The following is a 16,644-nucleotide window of genomic DNA, read 5'->3' on the forward strand; positions in this document are numbered from 1 at the left end:
AAAGGCAGTACGCTGAAGACAATAATGCAACAGTGTAACGTACTGCCCTGGCGATCATGGGCAAAACAGCGCTCTCATTCAGCAAAGTGCTGGCTCCTCAACCAGCTTCCACCCGGTTACGGCCGGCATCCTTGGCCCGGTACAGCGCCTGATCGGCTCTTTTGATCACCAGATCGCTGCGATCACCGGCCTTGAACGCACTCAGCCCGACGGACACGGTTATGGTCACCGGCTCGCCCTTGAAATGGAACGGGCACGCCTCGATTGCCGCGCGCAGGGCTTCCACAATGCGCACACCCACCGGCCAGGGGGTGTTGGGCAGCAGCAGAACAAACTCCTCGCCACCGAAACGTGCGATGAAATCGCTGCCTCGCAGGCGTTTGCGCAGTACGTTGGCGATGATCTTCAACACCTTGTCACCAGCCAGGTGACCGTAGTTGTCGTTGATCCGCTTGAAATGATCGAGATCGAGCATGGCCAGCAGCAGGCTGTTGCCATGTTGTTGCCATTGGCCGACTTCATGTTCCAGGCGTTCGCTCCAGGCTGCACGGTTGGGCAGGCCGGTGAGCGGATCGATCAGCGCCTTCTGCCGCTGCTCTTCCAGGTGCTCACGGTAGCCCTGGGCTTCCTGCTCCATGCTCGAAACCCGCTCCGCCAGGCTTTGCAGACGGGCGGCCACTTCCCGTTCACGCTCATCGCGCTGCTTCTGGTGGTGGTCCATGGTGCCCAGCAGGCCTTCCAGGTGGCTTTCCAGCACTTGCTTGAGGTCATCCAGGTCGGCGGCCTCCTGCACGCTGCTTTGCAGGCCGTCGACCTGTTCACGGATCTGGCTGTCCATGGCCCGTGCCGCCGAACTGCTGTCGGCATGGCCGTCGCTGGCCGCCTGCAGGTTGCTCTGGAAGGCCTCCAGGCGCTCGTTGAGCTGCTTGAGGTAGGTCTCGAACTCATGCTGGCCGGAGTCGGTGATGGCCAGCATCAACACCGCCAGATCGTCGAGGATCGGCAGCAATTCGTACCAGTTCAACCCATGCTGCAGACGATCGCGCATGGCCTCGGCCTGTGGCCGGTGGCGCTCCGGCAGGCTCAGGTCGTCGAGCAGCCCCAGCAAGGTGTGCTCGATGTGCTTGGCCACCGAACTGTAGGAGGGCTCGGGCGAATCCGGCAGAGCGTAGAGCACATCGTGCTCCGACTGCTCCGGATCGATGGCGGCCAGGGCCTCGGCCATGACTGCCGGCAGGGGCAGGCTGTCCAGCAGCACTGCCGGGGAAACCGTCGGCAGGGGCAACAACTCGTCGGGATTGAGCGCGGCTTCGGCGACAGGCGCGGGCGGCGAATCGGAAGCGGCGACCACCCCGGGATCGACGGACGCTTGTGGCTCCGCGACAGGCGAAATGGTTGCTTGAGGTTCGACCTCGATAGCGGGTACAGGCTCGGCGGGCGCCTCCTGCACCAGTACCGGAGGCACGAACGCTACCACCGGGGCTGGAGCGGGCACTGCAGCAACCTCCGGCTCGTCGCTGGCAACCGGCTGGGCACCCGGCTTAGGTTCGAGCTGCACTTCGGGCTGTGCCGGGGCGGGCGCGGCAGGCGCCGAAACCGCCTCAGGCAAGGCCTGGGTCGGCGTCTGATAGTGCTCGCGCGCGCCATCCTCCGGGGCCGGGGCTTCCTCGGCTTGCGGATGAGCTTCCGCCGCGGCTGCCGGGAGCGGCGGATTCGTCGCAACGGCTTCCTCCGCCGGGGCCGGCGTCTCGCTCGCCTCGCGGCTGCCGAACAGGCGCTGCAACAGGCTTGGGCGGTCGGGTTCGGCCGGGGTTTCCAGCCGGCTCAGGGCCTTGCCCTGCAGGCTGCTCAGTTCGCCGAGCAGCAAGGGAATTTCCCGCGCCTGGCCAACCCGGCCATCCAGTTGCTTGGCAAAGGCTTTCAGCGGACGGCTGACCTCCCGGGGCAGGGGCAGGGACTGCAACTGGCTGACCAGCGCCGTCAGCGCGCTGCTCATCTGCTCGACCCGGGTTTCCCGCCGCTGCTCGGAGTCCAGCACGGCTTTTTCCAGGCGCGGCAGCAAGGCTGCAAGCCCGGCGTCCATATCGTCGGTGCGTACCACCTCGCGCATTTCCTTCATGCACTGGTCGACCGCGCGATCGGTGCCCTCCGCCGCCAGGGTGCTGCGTACCAGGCCACGACGCAGCAAGTCGAGACGGGCCGCCCATCGGCGTTCGAGCTTTTCCTGCTGTTCGATACTTTTGAGGTATTTCTCTTTCCAGCGATTGGCGTCGTCGCTCATTCATCGGTTCCGCGAGGGGCAGGACTCAACGCGGGCAATGCATCAGCCGTGAGCGAACCCGGCAGACGAATCTCTACCGCGACCGGCAGGTGATCGGATATGGGTTGGGCCAGGACCTCCACGCGCTCCAGGGTCAGGCTGGGGCTGAGCAGAATATGGTCCAGGCAACGTTGCGGACGCCAGCTGGGGAAGGTCGCCTGCAGTTGCGGCGCCAAGAGGCTGAGGTCCCTTAGAGGGGAATGCTCCAGCAGGTCGCTGGCGTGGGTGTTCATGTCCCCCATCAGCACCTGATGCTTGTAGCCGCCGATCAACTCGCGGATGTACGCCAGTTGCCGGGTTCGGGTGCGGGCACCGAGCGCCAGATGCATCATCACCACCACCAGTGCCTCGGGACCCTCGCCAAAACGCACGAGGATCGCGCCGCGCCCCTTGGGGCCAGGCAGCGGGTGGTCTTCGATGGCCCAGGGGCGCAGGCGGCTGAGCACGCCATTGCTGTGCTGAGCCAGGCGTCCCAGGTTGCGATTGAGCTGTTGGTACCAGTAGGGGAAGGCGCCCAGTTGGGCCAGGTGTTCCACCTGATTGACGTAGCCGGAGCGCAGGCTGCCGCCATCGGCCTCCTGCAGGGCCACCAGGTCGAAATCGCCAAGCAGGTTGCCGATTTTCTGCAGATTGTCGGCACGCCCATGATGGGGCAGCAGGTGCTGCCAACCACGAGTCAGGTAATGGCGATAACGTTCGGTGCTGATACCGACCTGGATATTGAAACTGAGCAAGCGCAGACGACTGTCTGCCGGCAGGCCGGACGACGCCAAATGGTGCTCGTTGACCTGCGGATCATGCAGGCCAACGATGCGTTCCGAGCTCCAGCGCGGCATGGCGGCGGGCGCTTACTTGGCTGCGCGCTCTTTGGCGATCAACTGGTCAGCCACGCTCAGCGCGCCTTCAGGACCACCGGCGGTGCCCAGGTCGAAACGATACTTGCCGTTGACCACCATGGTCGGTACGCCGGTGATCTGGTAGGCCTGGGCCTTTTTCTTGGCGTCTTCGACCTTGCCTTTGACGGCGAAGGAATTGTAGGTGCTCAGGAACTTGTCCTTGTCGACGCCTTCGCCAGCCAGGAACTCGGCCATCTCTTCAGGAGTAGCGAGTTTCTTGCCGCCATGGATGGCTTCGAATACGGCCTTGTGCACCTTGTGCTCGACACCCATGGCTTCAAGGGTGATGAACAGTTGGCCATGGATGTTCCAGATACCGCCGAACATGGCCGGGATACGGACGAAGTTGACGTCGGCCGGGAGTTTTTCAGCCCAGGGATTGATGGTGGGTTCGAAAGCGTAGCAGTGCGGGCAGCCATACCAGAACAGCTCAACCACTTCGATCTTGCCTGGCACGGCAACCGGAACGGCGCTGCTCAACTCGACATATTGTTTACCGGCTTCAAGCGGTTCGGCCGCTTGAGCGGTCACGCCAAACAGGCTGGCGGTGACGAGTGCGGCGCTGAGAATCAGATTACGCATGCTTTACTCCTGGACAATTTTGGCGCCTCGCTCGACCTGAATTCGGCCAGGTCTTGGCGGGCTTGAGTTCGCTAGTGTAGCGGCAGACGCCATAAAAAAGGGCGGCCTGAGCCACCCTTTATGCTTGCACCGTCAGATTAATCGATCATTAACGTTGCCGTGGCTTAGCACCTTGGGCAACGCTGATCGAGCCGGCCTCAGTGCAGGCCCTGAATATAGCTGGACACCGCTTCGATGTCTTTGTTGCTCAGCTTGCCAGCGATGCTGCGCATCACCAGGGTATCGCCGTCGTTGGTACGGTTGCCTTCGCGGAAGTCGGTCAACTGCTTGGCCACGTACTGTGCGTGCTGGCCACCCAGATGGGGGAAGCCGGCTGCTGCGTTACCCGCACCGTTTGGCGAGTGGCAACCGGTGCAGGCAGGCATGCCCTGGTCCAGCTTGCCGCCACGGAACAGTTCTTCACCACGGGCCACGACTTTAGGATCTGCTGCGCCGACGCTGCCTTTCTGGCTGGCGAAGTAGGCGGCGATGTCAGCCAGGTCCTGATCGCTCAGGTTGGTCAACAGGCCTGTCATCTCTAGCACCTGGCGCTTGCCGGACTTGATATCGTGCAACTGCTTGTTCAGGTACTTTTCCCCCTGACCCGCCAGCTTGGGAAAGTTTGGCGCCATGCTGTTCCCATCAGGGCCGTGGCAAGCACCACAGACTGCGGCTTTCGCCTGACCGGCAGCAGCGTCGCCTGCGGCATGGGCGACACCTGTGATGCCCAAGGTCAACAGCAGACTCACGAGTAATTTGTTCATCAGCTAATCCAACTACGGCTAAGGGTTAAGAGTTATGGACCGGGATCACTCGCTCATCCAATGGATGATGACTCGGTAATCCTCGGCACTGCAGTCCATGCACAAACCACGCGGCGGCATCGCCTTGAAACCCTGGGTCACGTGTTGCACCAGCGTCTCCATACCTTGCGCCAACCTCGGCGCCCAAGCTTCCTGGTCGCCCTTGCGGGGCGCCGTGGGTAGTTGGCCGGAATGACAAGCCCCACAAACACGGTTGTACACAGCTTCCGGATCCTGTGTAGCCTGAGCGCCGTAAAACGGCATCAAGACACCGGCAGCTAGCAGCCATTTCGTCATAAAACGACCTTTTCAGGGTTGAGAGCGTGCTGCGTTCTAATGCGCATTCAAGGTTTATCGCTCTCGTGAACTTCATCCTACGCTGGGACAAAGCGCACACAAAATCTGCGGCATTATATACTGGCGTTACTGAAACGGAAACGACACCGCTCGCCGCGTCCACTCTCGGCATCGCCCCAATCGGAAATCCCATGCAACTCAAGAACCCCATCCTCGGTCTGTGCCAACAGGCTACGTTCATGCTCAGCGCCGCCAAAGTCGATCAATGCCCTGACGATGAAGGCTTCGAAGTGGCTTTTGCCGGGCGTTCCAACGCCGGCAAATCCAGCGCCCTGAACACCCTGACCCACGCCAGCCTGGCACGCACCTCGAAAACTCCGGGTCGCACGCAGTTGTTGAACTTCTTCAAGCTAGACGACGATCGCCGTCTGGTCGACCTGCCGGGCTACGGTTACGCCAAAGTGCCAATCCCGCTCAAGCAACACTGGCAGCGTCACCTGGAAGCCTACCTGGGCAGCCGCGAGAGCCTTAAGGGCCTGATCCTGATGATGGATATCCGTCATCCCATGACCGACTTCGACCTGCTGATGCTGGACTGGGCGGTCGCCAGCGGCATGCCGATGCACATCCTGCTGACCAAGGCCGACAAACTGACCTACGGCGCGGCCAAGAACACCCTGCTCAAGGTGCAGTCGCAGATCCGCAAGGGCTGGGGCGAAGCCGTCACCATCCAACTGTTCTCGGCCCCCAAGCGCATGGGCCTGGAAGATGCCTACACCGTGCTGGCGGGCTGGATGGAACTGGCCGACAAAGGCGCCGAAGCCGAGGCCTGAGAGACGTAGGGAAAATTGCCTGGGGGATGATCAGGCAAGGCAAAAGCGCGGTGCGAAAGCGGAGTTTACTGGCTGTAAATGAGCATTTCGCGCCGCGCTTTTAACGCAGCATGATCATTTCCCAGGCGGTTTTCAGGCAAAAAAAACCCCGGACTTCGTATGGGGAGGGGGAAGTTCGGGGTTCAAGTTCTAGACCGCTAGGGCGGGGTCCAGATATCTGCCAACACTTAACACAACATAGGAGCATCGAAGGGCTTCACCAGCCATTCAGTAACTCTGAGTGGGCGTTCACCTATTTAGTTCCGGCCGGTTGCAAAAACTATTGGCAATAATCGATGAAATTTTCGGTGCTAATAGCTCTTCGCTAGTTTTTGCCGCGACACTATGCCGCGGCAAAAACACCTGAAAAGTGCCCTTAATGGGCCTCATCCCAGTTATTTCCCACCCCCACTTCCACCAATAACGGCACATCCAGGGTTGCGGCACCGCTCATGTGCCCGCGAATTTCCTCACGAACCTGGTCCACCAGGTCCTCGCGCACTTCCAACACCAGTTCGTCGTGCACCTGGAGAATCACTCGGGCATCCAGCCCGGAGGACTCCAGCCAGTTGTCCACGGCCACCATGGCTTTCTTGATGATGTCTGCCGCGGTGCCCTGCATCGGCGCATTGATCGCGGTGCGTTCGGCGCCGGCGCGCTCCTGTGGCTTGTTGGAGTTGATCTCCGGCAGGTACAGGCGGCGACCGAAGATGGTCTCGACATAACCCTGGTCCGCGGCCTGAGCGCGGGTGCGGTCCATGTACTCGCGAACCCCCGGGTAACGCGCGAAGTAGGTGTCGATATAGGCCTTGGCCTGCTTGGTATCGACACCGATGTCCTTGCCCAGCTTCTGCGCGCCCATACCGTAGATCAGGCCGAAGTTGATGGCCTTGGCGCTGCGGCGCTGATCGGAAGTGACGTCCTTGAGCTCGACCTTGAACACCTCGGCCGCCGTGGCGGTGTGCACGTCCAGGTTGTTGCGGAAGGCGTTGAGCAAACCTTTGTCGCGGGACAGGTGCGCCATGATCCGCAACTCGATCTGCGAATAGTCCGCTGCCAGCAGCTTGTAGCCTGGCGGCGCGATGAAGGCCTGGCGAATGCGCCGGCCTTCAGCGGTACGTACCGGAATGTTCTGCAGGTTCGGATCGCTGGAGGACAGCCGGCCGGTGGACGCTACCGCCTGATGATAGGAGGTATGGATGCGCCCGGTACGCGGGTTGATCTGCTCCGGCAGGCGGTCGGTATAGGTGCTTTTCAGCTTGCTCATGGAACGGTACTGCATCAGCACCCGCGGCAGCGGATAGTCGTCTTCCGCCAGCTTGGCCAGCACCTCTTCAGCCGTGGATGGCTGGCCCTTGGCAGTCTTTTTCAACACCGGCAGGCCGAGCTTGTCGTAGAGGATGCTGCCCAGTTGCTTGGGCGAGCCCAGGTTGAACTCCTCGCCGGCGATTTCGAAGGCTTCGCGCTCCAGGGCGACCATCTTGTCCCCCAGTTCGATGCTCTGCACTCCCAGGAGCTTGTCGTCCACCAGTGCTCCCTGGCGCTCGATGCGCGCCAGGACCGGCACCAAAGGCATTTCGATATCGGTGAGCACGCTGGCCAGGCTCGGTATCGCGGACAGCTTGTCGAACAGGACCTGGTGCAGGCGCAGGGTCACGTCGGCATCTTCCGCGGCGTAGGGGCCGGCCTGCTCAAGGGGAATCTGGTCGAAGGTCAACTGCTTGGCACCCTTGCCAGCGATGTCCTGGAAACTCACAGTGCTGTGGTCCAGGTACTTCTGCGCCAGGCTGTCCATGTCATGGCGGGTGGCGGTGGAGTTGAGCACGTAGGATTCGAGCATGGTATCGAAGGCCACGCCGCGCACAGTGATGCCATTGGCCTGGTCGCCGCCGATGGCGCAGTTGGCCAGGATGTTCATGTCGAACTTGGCGTGCTGGCCGACCTTGAGCAGCTTGGGATCTTCCAACAAGGGCTTGAGGGCCAGCAGTACGCTGTCGCGATCCAGCTGTGCCGGCGCGCCCATGTAGGAGTGGGTCAGGGGAACATAGGCCGCTTCGCCGGCCTTGACAGAGAAGGACAGGCCCACCAGTTGCGCCTGCTGCGCATCGATCCCGGTGGTTTCGGTATCGAAGGCAATCAGCTTGGCGCCCTTGAGTTTCTCCAGCCAGGCATCGAAACGCTCCTGGTCGAGGATGGTTTCGTACTGCAGCTCCAGCGGAGCTTGCTCCACAGCCTGCGGCGGCGGCACGGCGGCGGGTGTCGCCTCAGCGCCGCTGAGCTCGACACGCTTGGCATCGCGCTGCAACTCGTCGAGCCAGCTCTTGAACTCCAGCAGGCTGTAGAGCTCCACCAGCTTCTCGCGGTCCGGCTCGCCCAGGTGCAGGTCGTCGAGCCCGACATCCAGCGGCACGTCGACCTTGATGGTCGCCAACTGATAGGAGAGGAAGGCCATTTCCTTGTGTTCTTCGAGCTTGGCCGGCAAGGTCTTGGCCCCGCGGATCGGCAGGGTCGGTACGATATCGAGCTGTTCGTACAGCTCCTTCAACCCGCCATTGACCCCGACCAGCAGGCCGGAAGCGGTCTTCGGACCAATGCCCGGCACCCCGGGAATGTTGTCGGAAGAGTCGCCCATCAGCGCCAGGTAATCGATGATCTGCTCGGGAGCGACGCCGAATTTCTCCTTCACGCCTTCCACATCCATGCTGCTACCGGACATGGTGTTGACCAGGGTAATGTGCCCGTCCACCAGCTGTGCCATGTCCTTGTCGCCAGTGGAAATCACCACCGGGCGGTCCGCCGCCGCGCTGCTGCGGGCCAGGGTGCCGATCACGTCATCGGCCTCGACCCCTTCCACGCACAACAGGGGGAAACCCAGGGCGATCACGCTGGCGTGCAACGGCTCGATCTGCACCCGCATGTCGTCGGGCATGCTCGGACGGTTGGCCTTGTATTCGGCATACATGTCATCGCGGAAGGTCCCGCCCTTGGCATCGAAGACCACGGCGAACGGGCTGTCCGGGTACTGCTTGCGCAGGCTCTTGAGCATGTTCAACACGCCCTTGACCGCGCCGGTAGGCAGGCCTTTGGAGGTGGTCAGCGGTGGCAGCGCGTGGAACGCGCGGTACAGATATGAAGAACCGTCCACCAGGACGAGGGGGGCTTGGCTCATGAGCGGGATCAACCTTTTCGGCGGGTCCGGCGCTAGAATAGCGGGACCGTTGACGACAAAGGGACAAGGTTATCATGCGCACACTAAATCGCTTGCTGCTGACCGGCTTGATTGCAATCGCTCCATTGGCCGCGATCGCCGCAGAAGATGCGCCATCAGCGGACCCGGAAGTAACCATTCGCACGGAAGGCGACAAGACCATCCAGGAATACCGGCAAAATGGCTTCCTGTATGCCATCAAGATCACGCCAAAGGGCGGCAAACCCTACTTCCTGGTGCGTGCCGATGGCTCGGACGGCAACTTCATCCGTTCGGATCAGCCGGATATGCTGATCCCTTCGTGGAAAATCTTTGAGTGGTAAACCACTCCGACTTCAACTCAATGGCGCTGGCTGGATAGCAGCGCCCGTACTGGCAGTTTTTAACCATGTCTGTGTTCACCCCCCTGGCTCGGCCCGAGCTGGAAACCTTTCTCGCCCCGTATGGGCTCGGCCGCCTGCTTGATTTCCAGGGGATCGCCGCTGGTAGCGAAAACACCAACTTCTTCATCAGCCTGGAACAGGGCGAGTTCGTCCTGACCCTGGTGGAACGTGGCCCGGTCCAGGAAATGCCGTTCTTCATTGAACTGCTGGACGTGCTGCACCAGGCCAACCTGCCAGTGCCCTATGCCCTGCGCACCACCGACGGCGTCGCCCTGCGCGAACTGGCGGGCAAGCCGGCACTGTTGCAACCGCGGCTGGCGGGCAAGCACATCAAGCAGGCCAACGCCCAGCACTGTGCCCAGGTCGGTGAACTGCTCGGCCACCTGCACGTGGCCACCAAGGACCACATGATCAAGCGCAAGACCGATCGCGGCCTGGACTGGATGCAGGAAGAGGGCAGGCAACTGCTGTCGCACCTGGCCCCCACGGCCCAGGACCTGCTGCAACGGGCCCTGGATGAAATCGCCGCTCAGAAGGTGAAGATCCTCGCCCTGCCCCGGGCCAACATCCACGCCGATCTGTTTCGCGACAACGCCATGTTCGAAGGCACCCACCTGACCGGCCTGATCGACTTCTACAACGCCTGTTCGGGACCCATGCTCTACGACGTGGCGATCGCCCTGAATGACTGGTGCTCCGACGATGAAGGCGTACTCGACGGCCAACGGGCCCGAGCCCTGCTGGGCGCCTACGCGGCGCTGCGCCCGTTCACTGCGGCAGAGGCCGAACTCTGGCCGACCCTGCTGCGGGTGGCCTGCGTGCGCTTCTGGCTATCGCGGCTGATCGCCGCCGAGAGCTTCGCCGGGCAGGACGTGCTGATTCACGATCCGATGGAGTTCCAGCAGCGCCTGGCGCAGCGGCAACAGGTCAGCATCGCGCTGCCGTTCGCCCTGTAAACGCTTCGCGGGCAAGCCCGCTCCTACAGAGATGCGCCCAACCTGTAGGAGCGGGCTTGCCCGCGAAAGCCCTCGCGCAACAATCCCCGCTTAAAGCTGCTCCAGGCAGCCCGCCAGATCATTCCCCAACTTCTCCAGCACCTGCTCATAGCCTTGAGCGGTCGCCGGCGTGTAACCGCCCAACGCATCCAGCTCCGCCAGTTTCACCGGCAGGCCGGCCACCAGGGTTTCCGCCAGGCGCGGGCGCAGGGGCGGCTCGCTGAACACACAGGTCTTGCCCACCTGCTGCAAGCGCGCGCGCATGGCGGCGACGTGCTGGGCCCCCGGCTGGACTTCCGCTGCCACGCTGAACACCCCGGCGTGCTTGAGGCCGTAGGCGTCCTCGAAGTAGTCGAAAGCTTCGTGGAACACGAAGTAAGGCTTGCCGGCGATCCCCGCCAGGCGGGCTTTCAAGCGGGCATCCAGGGCATCCAGACGCTCGCTGAACGCCTTCAGGTTGTTCTGGTAGCGGGCGGCATTGGCCGGGTCGGCGGCGCTCAAGTCCGCGGCCATGCGGGTGGCGATCACCCGGGCATTGACCGGCGACAGCCAGAGGTGAGCGTCCAGGGTGCCGGGGCGATGATCATGGTCATGTTCGTCGGCATCTTCAGCGTGGGAGTGGCTATCTTCGGCAAAGTGCCGGAGTTTCATGCCCGGCAGGTCCTGTACCGCCACCGAGGGCAGGCTACGGCCCTTCAGCACCCGCGGCAGGAAGCCTTCCATGTCCGGGCCGATCCAGTACAGCAGGTCTACGCTCTGCACCTTGCGCACGTCCGAAGGGCGCAGCGCGTAGTTGTGCGGGGAAGCTCCGGGCGGCAGCAGCACCTCGGGAACCGCCACGCCATCCTGCACGGCGGCGGCAATCAGTTGCAGCGGCTTGATGCTGGTCAGCACCCGCACTTCGGCCTGGGCCGAGCCGATCGCGAACAGGCTGAAGGTAAAAGCGACAAAAAGGCGAAAAAGTCTGGGCACGATGGACACTCGAGGAGGCGAGAACGGGTAACATAATAACGTCTCTCACAAACCTCGTCGCCGCTCATGCCTAAAACACCCCTTGCCAGCCGTCCACACGACCACTCTCACTGCGTACACAGCGCACTGTCTGAGGCCGACGCCCTGTGCGCACGGCAAGGCCTGCGCCTGACCGCCCTGCGCCGGCGGGTGCTGGAGCTGGTGTGGCAAAGCCACAAGCCCCTGGGGGCCTACGACATCCTGGCCGTGCTCAGCGAGCAGGACGGCCGTCGCGCCGCCCCGCCAACGGTTTACCGGGCGCTGGATTTCCTCCTGGAAAACGGCCTGGTGCACCGCATCGCCTCGCTCAATGCCTTTGTCGGCTGCAACCACCCCGAGCACGCGCACCAGGGCCAGTTCCTGATCTGCCGCGAATGCCACGCCGCCATCGAGCTGGAACAGAAATCCATCAGCGACGCCATCATCAGCAGCGCCCGCGACGTCGGCTTCGTGGTCGAGGGCCAGACCGTCGAAGTGGTCGGGCTCTGCTCGGGCTGCCAGGGGGCTTGATGAGCAATGCGTTGATCCGCCTCGAGCAGGTCGGGGTGACCTTTGCCGGGCAGAACGTGCTGGAGAACATCCAGCTCAGCGTCGAACCCGGCCAGATCGTCACCCTGATCGGCCCCAATGGCGCCGGCAAGACCACGCTGGTGCGCGCCGTGCTCGGCCTGCTCAAGCCCGACACCGGCAGTGTCTGGCGCAAGCCCAAACTGCGGGTGGGCTACATGCCGCAGAAGCTTCATGTGGACCCGACCTTGCCGCTGTCGGTGCTGCGTTTTCTGCGCCTGGTGCCGGGAGTGGACCGTACCCGGGCGCTGGCAGCGCTCAAGGAAGTAGGTGCCGAGCAGGTGATCGACAGCCCGGTGCAGAGCATCTCCGGTGGCGAGATGCAGCGTGTGCTGCTGGCCCGGGCGCTGCTGCGCGAGCCGGAGCTGCTGGTGCTCGATGAACCGGTGCAAGGCGTCGACGTGGCCGGCCAGGCCGAGCTCTACAGCCTGATTACCCGCCTGCGCGACCGTCACGGCTGCGGCGTGCTGATGGTCTCCCACGACCTGCACCTGGTGATGAGCACCACCGATCAGGTGGTCTGCCTCAATCGCCACGTCTGCTGCTCTGGCCACCCCGAGCAGGTCAGCGGCGACCCGGCCTTCGTCGAGCTGTTCGGCAAGAACGCACCGAGCCTGGCGATCTACCACCACCATCACGACCATGCCCACGACCTGCATGGTTCGGTCGTCACCCAGCCCGCTTCGGGCCACGCCCATGTCCATGGAGAAAACTGCAAGCATGGCTGATTTTCTGCTCTACGCCCTGCTCGCAGGCCTGGCCCTGGCGGTGGTTGCCGGCCCCTTGGGGTCCTTCGTGGTTTGGCGTCGCATGGCCTATTTCGGCGATACCCTGTCCCACGCCGCGCTGCTCGGCGTGGCCCTGGGCTTTCTGCTGGATGTCAGCCCGGCGGTAGCGGTCACGGTCGGCTGCCTGCTGCTGGCGGTGCTGCTGGTGACCCTGCAACAGCGCCAACCCCTGGCTTCCGACACGCTGCTGGGGATTCTTGCACCCAGCACCCTGTCTCTGGGCCTGGTGGTACTAAGCTTCATGCATGAAGTGCGAATCGACCTGATGGCCTACCTGTTCGGTGACCTGCTGGCGATCAGCCCGGGCGACCTGGCGTGGATTCTCGGCGGTAGCGCGGCGGTGCTGTTGCTGCTGGTGGCGTTGTGGCGCCCCTTGCTGGCGATCACCGTGCACGAGGAACTGGCCAGGGTCGAAGGCCTGCCTGTGGCCTCGCTGCGCCTGGCGCTGATGCTGCTGATCGCCGTGGTGATTGCCGTGGCCATGAAGATTGTCGGGGTGTTGCTGATCACCTCGCTGCTGATCATCCCGGCCGCTGCGGCACAGCGTCACGCCCGCTCGCCGGAGCAGATGGCCCTGGGCGCCAGCCTGCTGGGCATGCTCGCGGTGTGCGGCGGGCTGGCGCTGTCCTGGTTCAAGGACACACCGGCCGGGCCGTCGATCGTGGTCACCGCCGCCACACTGTTTCTGCTGAGTTTTGTTCTGCCCCGTCGAGGGGTGTAGACTTGCTCGCTTTTTGCGCAATTAGAGAGTCGCAGGAATGAAGCCGTTCGCCTCCCGTTATCTGCTCCTTGTCGCATTTTCCCTGCTACTGGGAGCCTGCCAAAGCACGCCACCAGCGGCCACCGAGGTCCCTGATGCACGGGCCACGGCCATCGCGCAGCTGGAACAAAACATCGCCAGCAGCGAACTGGCCACCGCGGAAGATCAACTCAGCGCCTTGCAGGCGCAGACGCCCGACGACCCGCAACTGGTGCAGTACCAGCGGCAGTTGGCCGAAGCCTATCTGCAGCGCAGCCAGATCGTCCTGCAGAAGGGCGATGTGAACGCCGCAGCCACGGCCCTGAGCCGTGCCCGGGCACTGATGCCCAAGGCTCCGGCGCTGACCGGCGGGGTCAACAATGCCATTGCCCACGCCCGCAAGGCGGAGCTGGACAAGGCCGAAGCCGCCCTGAAGGCCGCCGAAGCGCGCCCTGCGGCCAAGCTGATCGATCCGACCGCCGAGAGCACCACCGTCGCCTTGAACGTCACTGATATCCGCAAGCTGCGGCATCAACTCGATGCCCTGGCCGCCGATGTGGTGAATTACCAGTGCGACGTGAGCATCCAGGTACCACGCACCGAGGATTACCCCTGGCTGTCGACCCTGCTCGGCAAGCGGGTGAAGAAGCTCGACCCGGACTTTGAACAGAAGATCAGTCGGCAAATCGTGCGCCATGTACCGGCGCAGATGGTGCTGACGCCGCGCAAGGCGCAGTAAAGCCTTCGCCGGCAAGCCGGCTCCTACACGGAGCAGGCTTGTCGGAGAAAGTGTGTTCAGGCCGGGATTGCCTTGGCCTTTTCCTCTCGGCTCCAGACCCGATGTTGCGCGATGGCGGCAATGAATGCCTTCAGCGCCTTGGCATCGGCCCCCACGATCAAGCCTTCATCCGCCTCCAGCCGCAGGCTGTGCAACAGCTCCCGGGCATCGCCGTGCAGGGCAATCGCCTTGAGGTGCTTGTACGCCTCCAGCAAGTAATGCAGGGCCACGCCATTGCCGCTCAAGGCCTTGATCGACTGCGCACCTCCGGGCACGAACACCGCATCGAAGGCCACCGATGGCAAGCCCTCCATGGACGCATCCACCGGCAGGCGCTTGCCGTCCGCCGTGGTGACCGGCGCCGAGGTCGGCCCCAGTAGCTTGGCGTGCGCTCCTTCGGCCTTGAGAGCCTTCTTCAGCGCATCGATCGCCGCACCATCGACGCCGTTGGCCGCCAGAATCGCCACCTTCCGGGTTTTGATATTGCCCGGCAACAGGTTCGCCTGGCTCAGGGCCGGCGAGCGCGAGAGCGAAGTCTTGCGCTCCGCCACCGTGGCTTTCTTCGGCGCCGCCAGCCCGAGGTTCTCGGCCACTCGCGCGGCCAGTTGCAGGTCGATGTTGGCCAGAATCTCGTTGACCTGGCGTTCGCGGATCCATTCACGTTCCACCTTGCCCAGCTCAAAGCTGTAGGCGGCGATGATGTGCTCCTGCTCGTGCTTGCTCATGCTCTTGTAGAACAGCCGTGCCTGGGAGAAATGGTCGCTGAACGATTCGCTGCGCTGGCGGATCTTGTGCGCATCGATACGCTCGTTGTAACTCTCGAAGCCGCCATCCTCGGCCGCCGGTGGGGTTTCCCGGGGCCAGCCGCCGTCGATGGAATTGGGCTCATAGGATGCCCGGCCCTTGTCCAGGGTGATGCGGTGCATGGCGTCGCGCTGGCTGTTGTGGAAGGGCGCCAGCGGCCGATTGATCGGCAATTCGTGGAAGTTCGGCCCACCCAGGCGGCTGATCTGGGTATCGGTGTAGGAAAACAGCCGTCCTTGCAACAGCGGGTCGTTGGAGAAGTCGATCCCGGGCACTATGTGCCCCGGGCAGAAGGCGACCTGCTCGGTCTCGGCAAAATAGTTGTCCGGGTTGCGGTTCAGCACCATCTTGCCCAGGGGCGTGATCGGCACCAGCTCCTCGGGGATCAGCTTGGTCGGGTCGAGGATGTCGAAATCAAAGTTGTGCTCGTCTTCCTCGGCGATGATCTGTACGCCGAACTCCCACTCCGGGTAATCCCCGGCTTCGATCGATTCCCACAGGTCGCGGCGATGGAAGTCGGTGTCCTTGCCCGCCAGCTTCTGCGCCTCATCCCAGACCAGCGAACAGGTACCCACCGTCGGCCGCCAGTGGAACTTGACGAAGCTCGACCGGCCCTGGGCGTTGATCAGGCGAAAGGTATGCACGCCAAAGCCCTGCATGGCCCGCAGGCTTTTCGGAATGGCCCGGTCTGACATGGCCCAGATCACCATGTGCGCCGATTCCGGCTGCAGCGAGACAAAGTCCCAGAAGGTGTCATGGGCCGAGCCGCCGGTGGGTATTTCGTTGTGGGGTTCGGGTTTCACGGCGTGTACGAAATCGGGGAACTTGATCGCGTCCTGAATGAAGAACACCGGCATGTTGTTGCCCACCAGGTCGAAGTTGCCTTCGTCAGTGAAGAACTTCACCGCAAAGCCGCGCACGTCACGCACGGTGTCGCCAGAGCCTCTTGGCCCCTGGACCGTGGAAAAGCGTACGAACACTGGTGTTTTCTTCCCCGGATCACGCAGGAAACCGGCCTTGGTCAATGCCGAATGGTTGTCATAGCTCTGGAAGTAACCATGGGCACCCACCCCTCGGGCATGCACGATACGCTCGGGAATCCGCTCATGGTCGAAGTGGGTGATCTTCTCCCGCATGATGAAGTCTTCCAGCAGCGAAGGCCCACGAGCACCGGCTTTGAGGGTGTTCTGGTTGTCGGCGATCTTCACCCCCTGGTTGGTCCGCAGGGCCTGCCCGGTGGCGTCGGAGCGGAACGTCTCCAGGCTCTTGAGCTTGCTGTTGCTGTTGCCGCGGTCCAGGGTGTCGGTCCCGGCCATCTGGCTTTTTGGGGTATCGGGCTTCTTCGTGCTCATCAGGCAAAACTCCTCGTTGGCGAAATCCCTGGCGTGCCGGGGCTTCGTGGGCAAAGGCCTCCAGGCACGGCACCTGGCGGCTTTCGAGTGACTTAACTAGTGACTGACGAGAAGGTGCGAGCGTTCCTTTTTTATGACCTTTGATCGCGTTATTGCCAAATGGCAGGATGATTGCGAAATAAATGCTAAGAACCTCTATACGGACAGGCT

Annotated in this window: 15 protein-coding genes; 7 read left to right on the forward strand and 8 right to left on the reverse strand. The window is 62.9% G+C overall.

The window, feature by feature from the left end; all coding sequences use genetic code 11:
* Positions 1 to 97 precede the first annotated feature (97 nt).
* The 5 genes from ACUXVH_RS00165 to ACUXVH_RS00185 all read right to left on the reverse strand — a co-directional run bounded on the left by ACUXVH_RS00165 (position 98) and on the right by ACUXVH_RS00185 (position 4,937).
* Positions 98 to 2,281, reverse strand: a complete 2,184-nt coding sequence (locus ACUXVH_RS00165; protein ID WP_065364953.1) for a GGDEF domain-containing protein — start codon at positions 2,279 to 2,281, stop codon at positions 98 to 100.
* Entirely contained in the window at positions 2,278 to 3,156 is an 879-nt protein-coding gene (locus tag ACUXVH_RS00170) for an endonuclease/exonuclease/phosphatase family protein (RefSeq protein ID WP_011058474.1), read from the reverse strand. The genes ACUXVH_RS00165 and ACUXVH_RS00170 overlap by 4 nt, the downstream gene beginning before the upstream one ends.
* 12 nt (positions 3,157 to 3,168) lie before the next feature.
* Positions 3,169 to 3,798, reverse strand: a complete 630-nt coding sequence (locus ACUXVH_RS00175) for a thiol:disulfide interchange protein DsbA/DsbL (protein WP_011058473.1) — start codon at positions 3,796 to 3,798, stop codon at positions 3,169 to 3,171.
* A gap of 197 nt (positions 3,799 to 3,995) precedes the next feature.
* Entirely contained in the window at positions 3,996 to 4,601 is a 606-nt protein-coding gene (locus ACUXVH_RS00180; RefSeq protein WP_011058472.1) for a c-type cytochrome, read from the reverse strand.
* A gap of 45 nt (positions 4,602 to 4,646) precedes the next feature.
* Entirely contained in the window at positions 4,647 to 4,937 is a 291-nt protein-coding gene (locus ACUXVH_RS00185; RefSeq protein WP_015633654.1) for a c-type cytochrome, read from the reverse strand.
* Positions 4,938 to 5,128: 191 nt separating this feature from the next.
* Here ACUXVH_RS00185 and yihA point away from each other — a divergent pair, with 191 nt between their 5' ends.
* Entirely contained in the window at positions 5,129 to 5,770 is a 642-nt protein-coding gene (yihA, locus tag ACUXVH_RS00190) for a ribosome biogenesis GTP-binding protein YihA/YsxC (RefSeq protein WP_065364954.1), read from the forward strand.
* Between the two features lie 415 nt (positions 5,771 to 6,185).
* On the opposite strand, the gene polA is transcribed toward yihA, so the two are convergent.
* The gene (gene polA / locus ACUXVH_RS00195) at positions 6,186 to 8,978 is read right to left on the reverse strand and encodes a DNA polymerase I (protein ID WP_065364955.1); all 2,793 of its coding nucleotides are present in this window, start codon (positions 8,976 to 8,978) and stop codon (positions 6,186 to 6,188) included.
* Positions 8,979 to 9,052: 74 nt separating this feature from the next.
* Here polA and ACUXVH_RS00200 point away from each other — a divergent pair, with 74 nt between their 5' ends.
* Both ACUXVH_RS00200 and ACUXVH_RS00205 read left to right on the forward strand, forming a co-directional pair.
* Positions 9,053 to 9,340 carry a DUF2782 domain-containing protein gene (locus tag ACUXVH_RS00200; RefSeq protein WP_011058469.1) on the forward strand — a complete coding sequence of 96 codons (288 nt, stop codon included), beginning with the start codon at positions 9,053 to 9,055 and terminating at the stop codon, positions 9,338 to 9,340.
* 65 nt (positions 9,341 to 9,405) lie between these two features.
* Positions 9,406 to 10,356: a homoserine kinase gene (locus tag ACUXVH_RS00205; protein ID WP_011058468.1), complete on the forward strand. Its 951-nt coding sequence runs from the start codon at positions 9,406 to 9,408 to the stop codon at positions 10,354 to 10,356.
* A gap of 90 nt (positions 10,357 to 10,446) precedes the next feature.
* Here ACUXVH_RS00205 and ACUXVH_RS00210 read toward each other — a convergent pair whose 3' ends face one another.
* Positions 10,447 to 11,367, reverse strand: a complete 921-nt coding sequence (locus ACUXVH_RS00210; RefSeq protein WP_053154825.1) for a zinc ABC transporter substrate-binding protein — start codon at positions 11,365 to 11,367, stop codon at positions 10,447 to 10,449.
* A 66-nt stretch (positions 11,368 to 11,433) separates the two neighbouring features.
* On the opposite strand from ACUXVH_RS00210, the gene zur reads away from it, so the two are divergent.
* The 4 genes from zur to ACUXVH_RS00230 are packed head-to-tail and all read left to right on the forward strand — an operon-like array spanning position 11,434 to position 14,239.
* The gene (gene zur, locus ACUXVH_RS00215; protein ID WP_011058466.1) at positions 11,434 to 11,916 is read left to right on the forward strand and encodes a zinc uptake transcriptional repressor Zur; all 483 of its coding nucleotides are present in this window, start codon (positions 11,434 to 11,436) and stop codon (positions 11,914 to 11,916) included.
* The gene (gene znuC / locus ACUXVH_RS00220; RefSeq protein WP_011058465.1) at positions 11,916 to 12,701 is read left to right on the forward strand and encodes a zinc ABC transporter ATP-binding protein ZnuC; all 786 of its coding nucleotides are present in this window, start codon (positions 11,916 to 11,918) and stop codon (positions 12,699 to 12,701) included. The genes zur and znuC overlap by 1 nt, the downstream gene beginning before the upstream one ends.
* Entirely contained in the window at positions 12,694 to 13,482 is a 789-nt protein-coding gene (znuB, locus tag ACUXVH_RS00225) for a zinc ABC transporter permease subunit ZnuB (protein ID WP_011058464.1), read from the forward strand. The genes znuC and znuB overlap by 8 nt, the downstream gene beginning before the upstream one ends.
* A 37-nt stretch (positions 13,483 to 13,519) precedes the next feature.
* Positions 13,520 to 14,239, forward strand: a complete 720-nt coding sequence (locus ACUXVH_RS00230; protein ID WP_041114991.1) for a PA5502 family lipoprotein — start codon at positions 13,520 to 13,522, stop codon at positions 14,237 to 14,239.
* Positions 14,240 to 14,295: 56 nt separating this feature from the next.
* On the opposite strand, the gene katE is transcribed toward ACUXVH_RS00230, so the two are convergent.
* A complete protein-coding gene (gene katE, locus ACUXVH_RS00235) occupies positions 14,296 to 16,488 on the reverse strand; it encodes a catalase HPII (protein WP_255313376.1) in 2,193 nt (730 codons plus the stop codon).
* Positions 16,489 to 16,644 lie beyond the last annotated feature (156 nt).

The organism is Pseudomonas sp. 8(2025) (genome assembly GCF_052665325.1).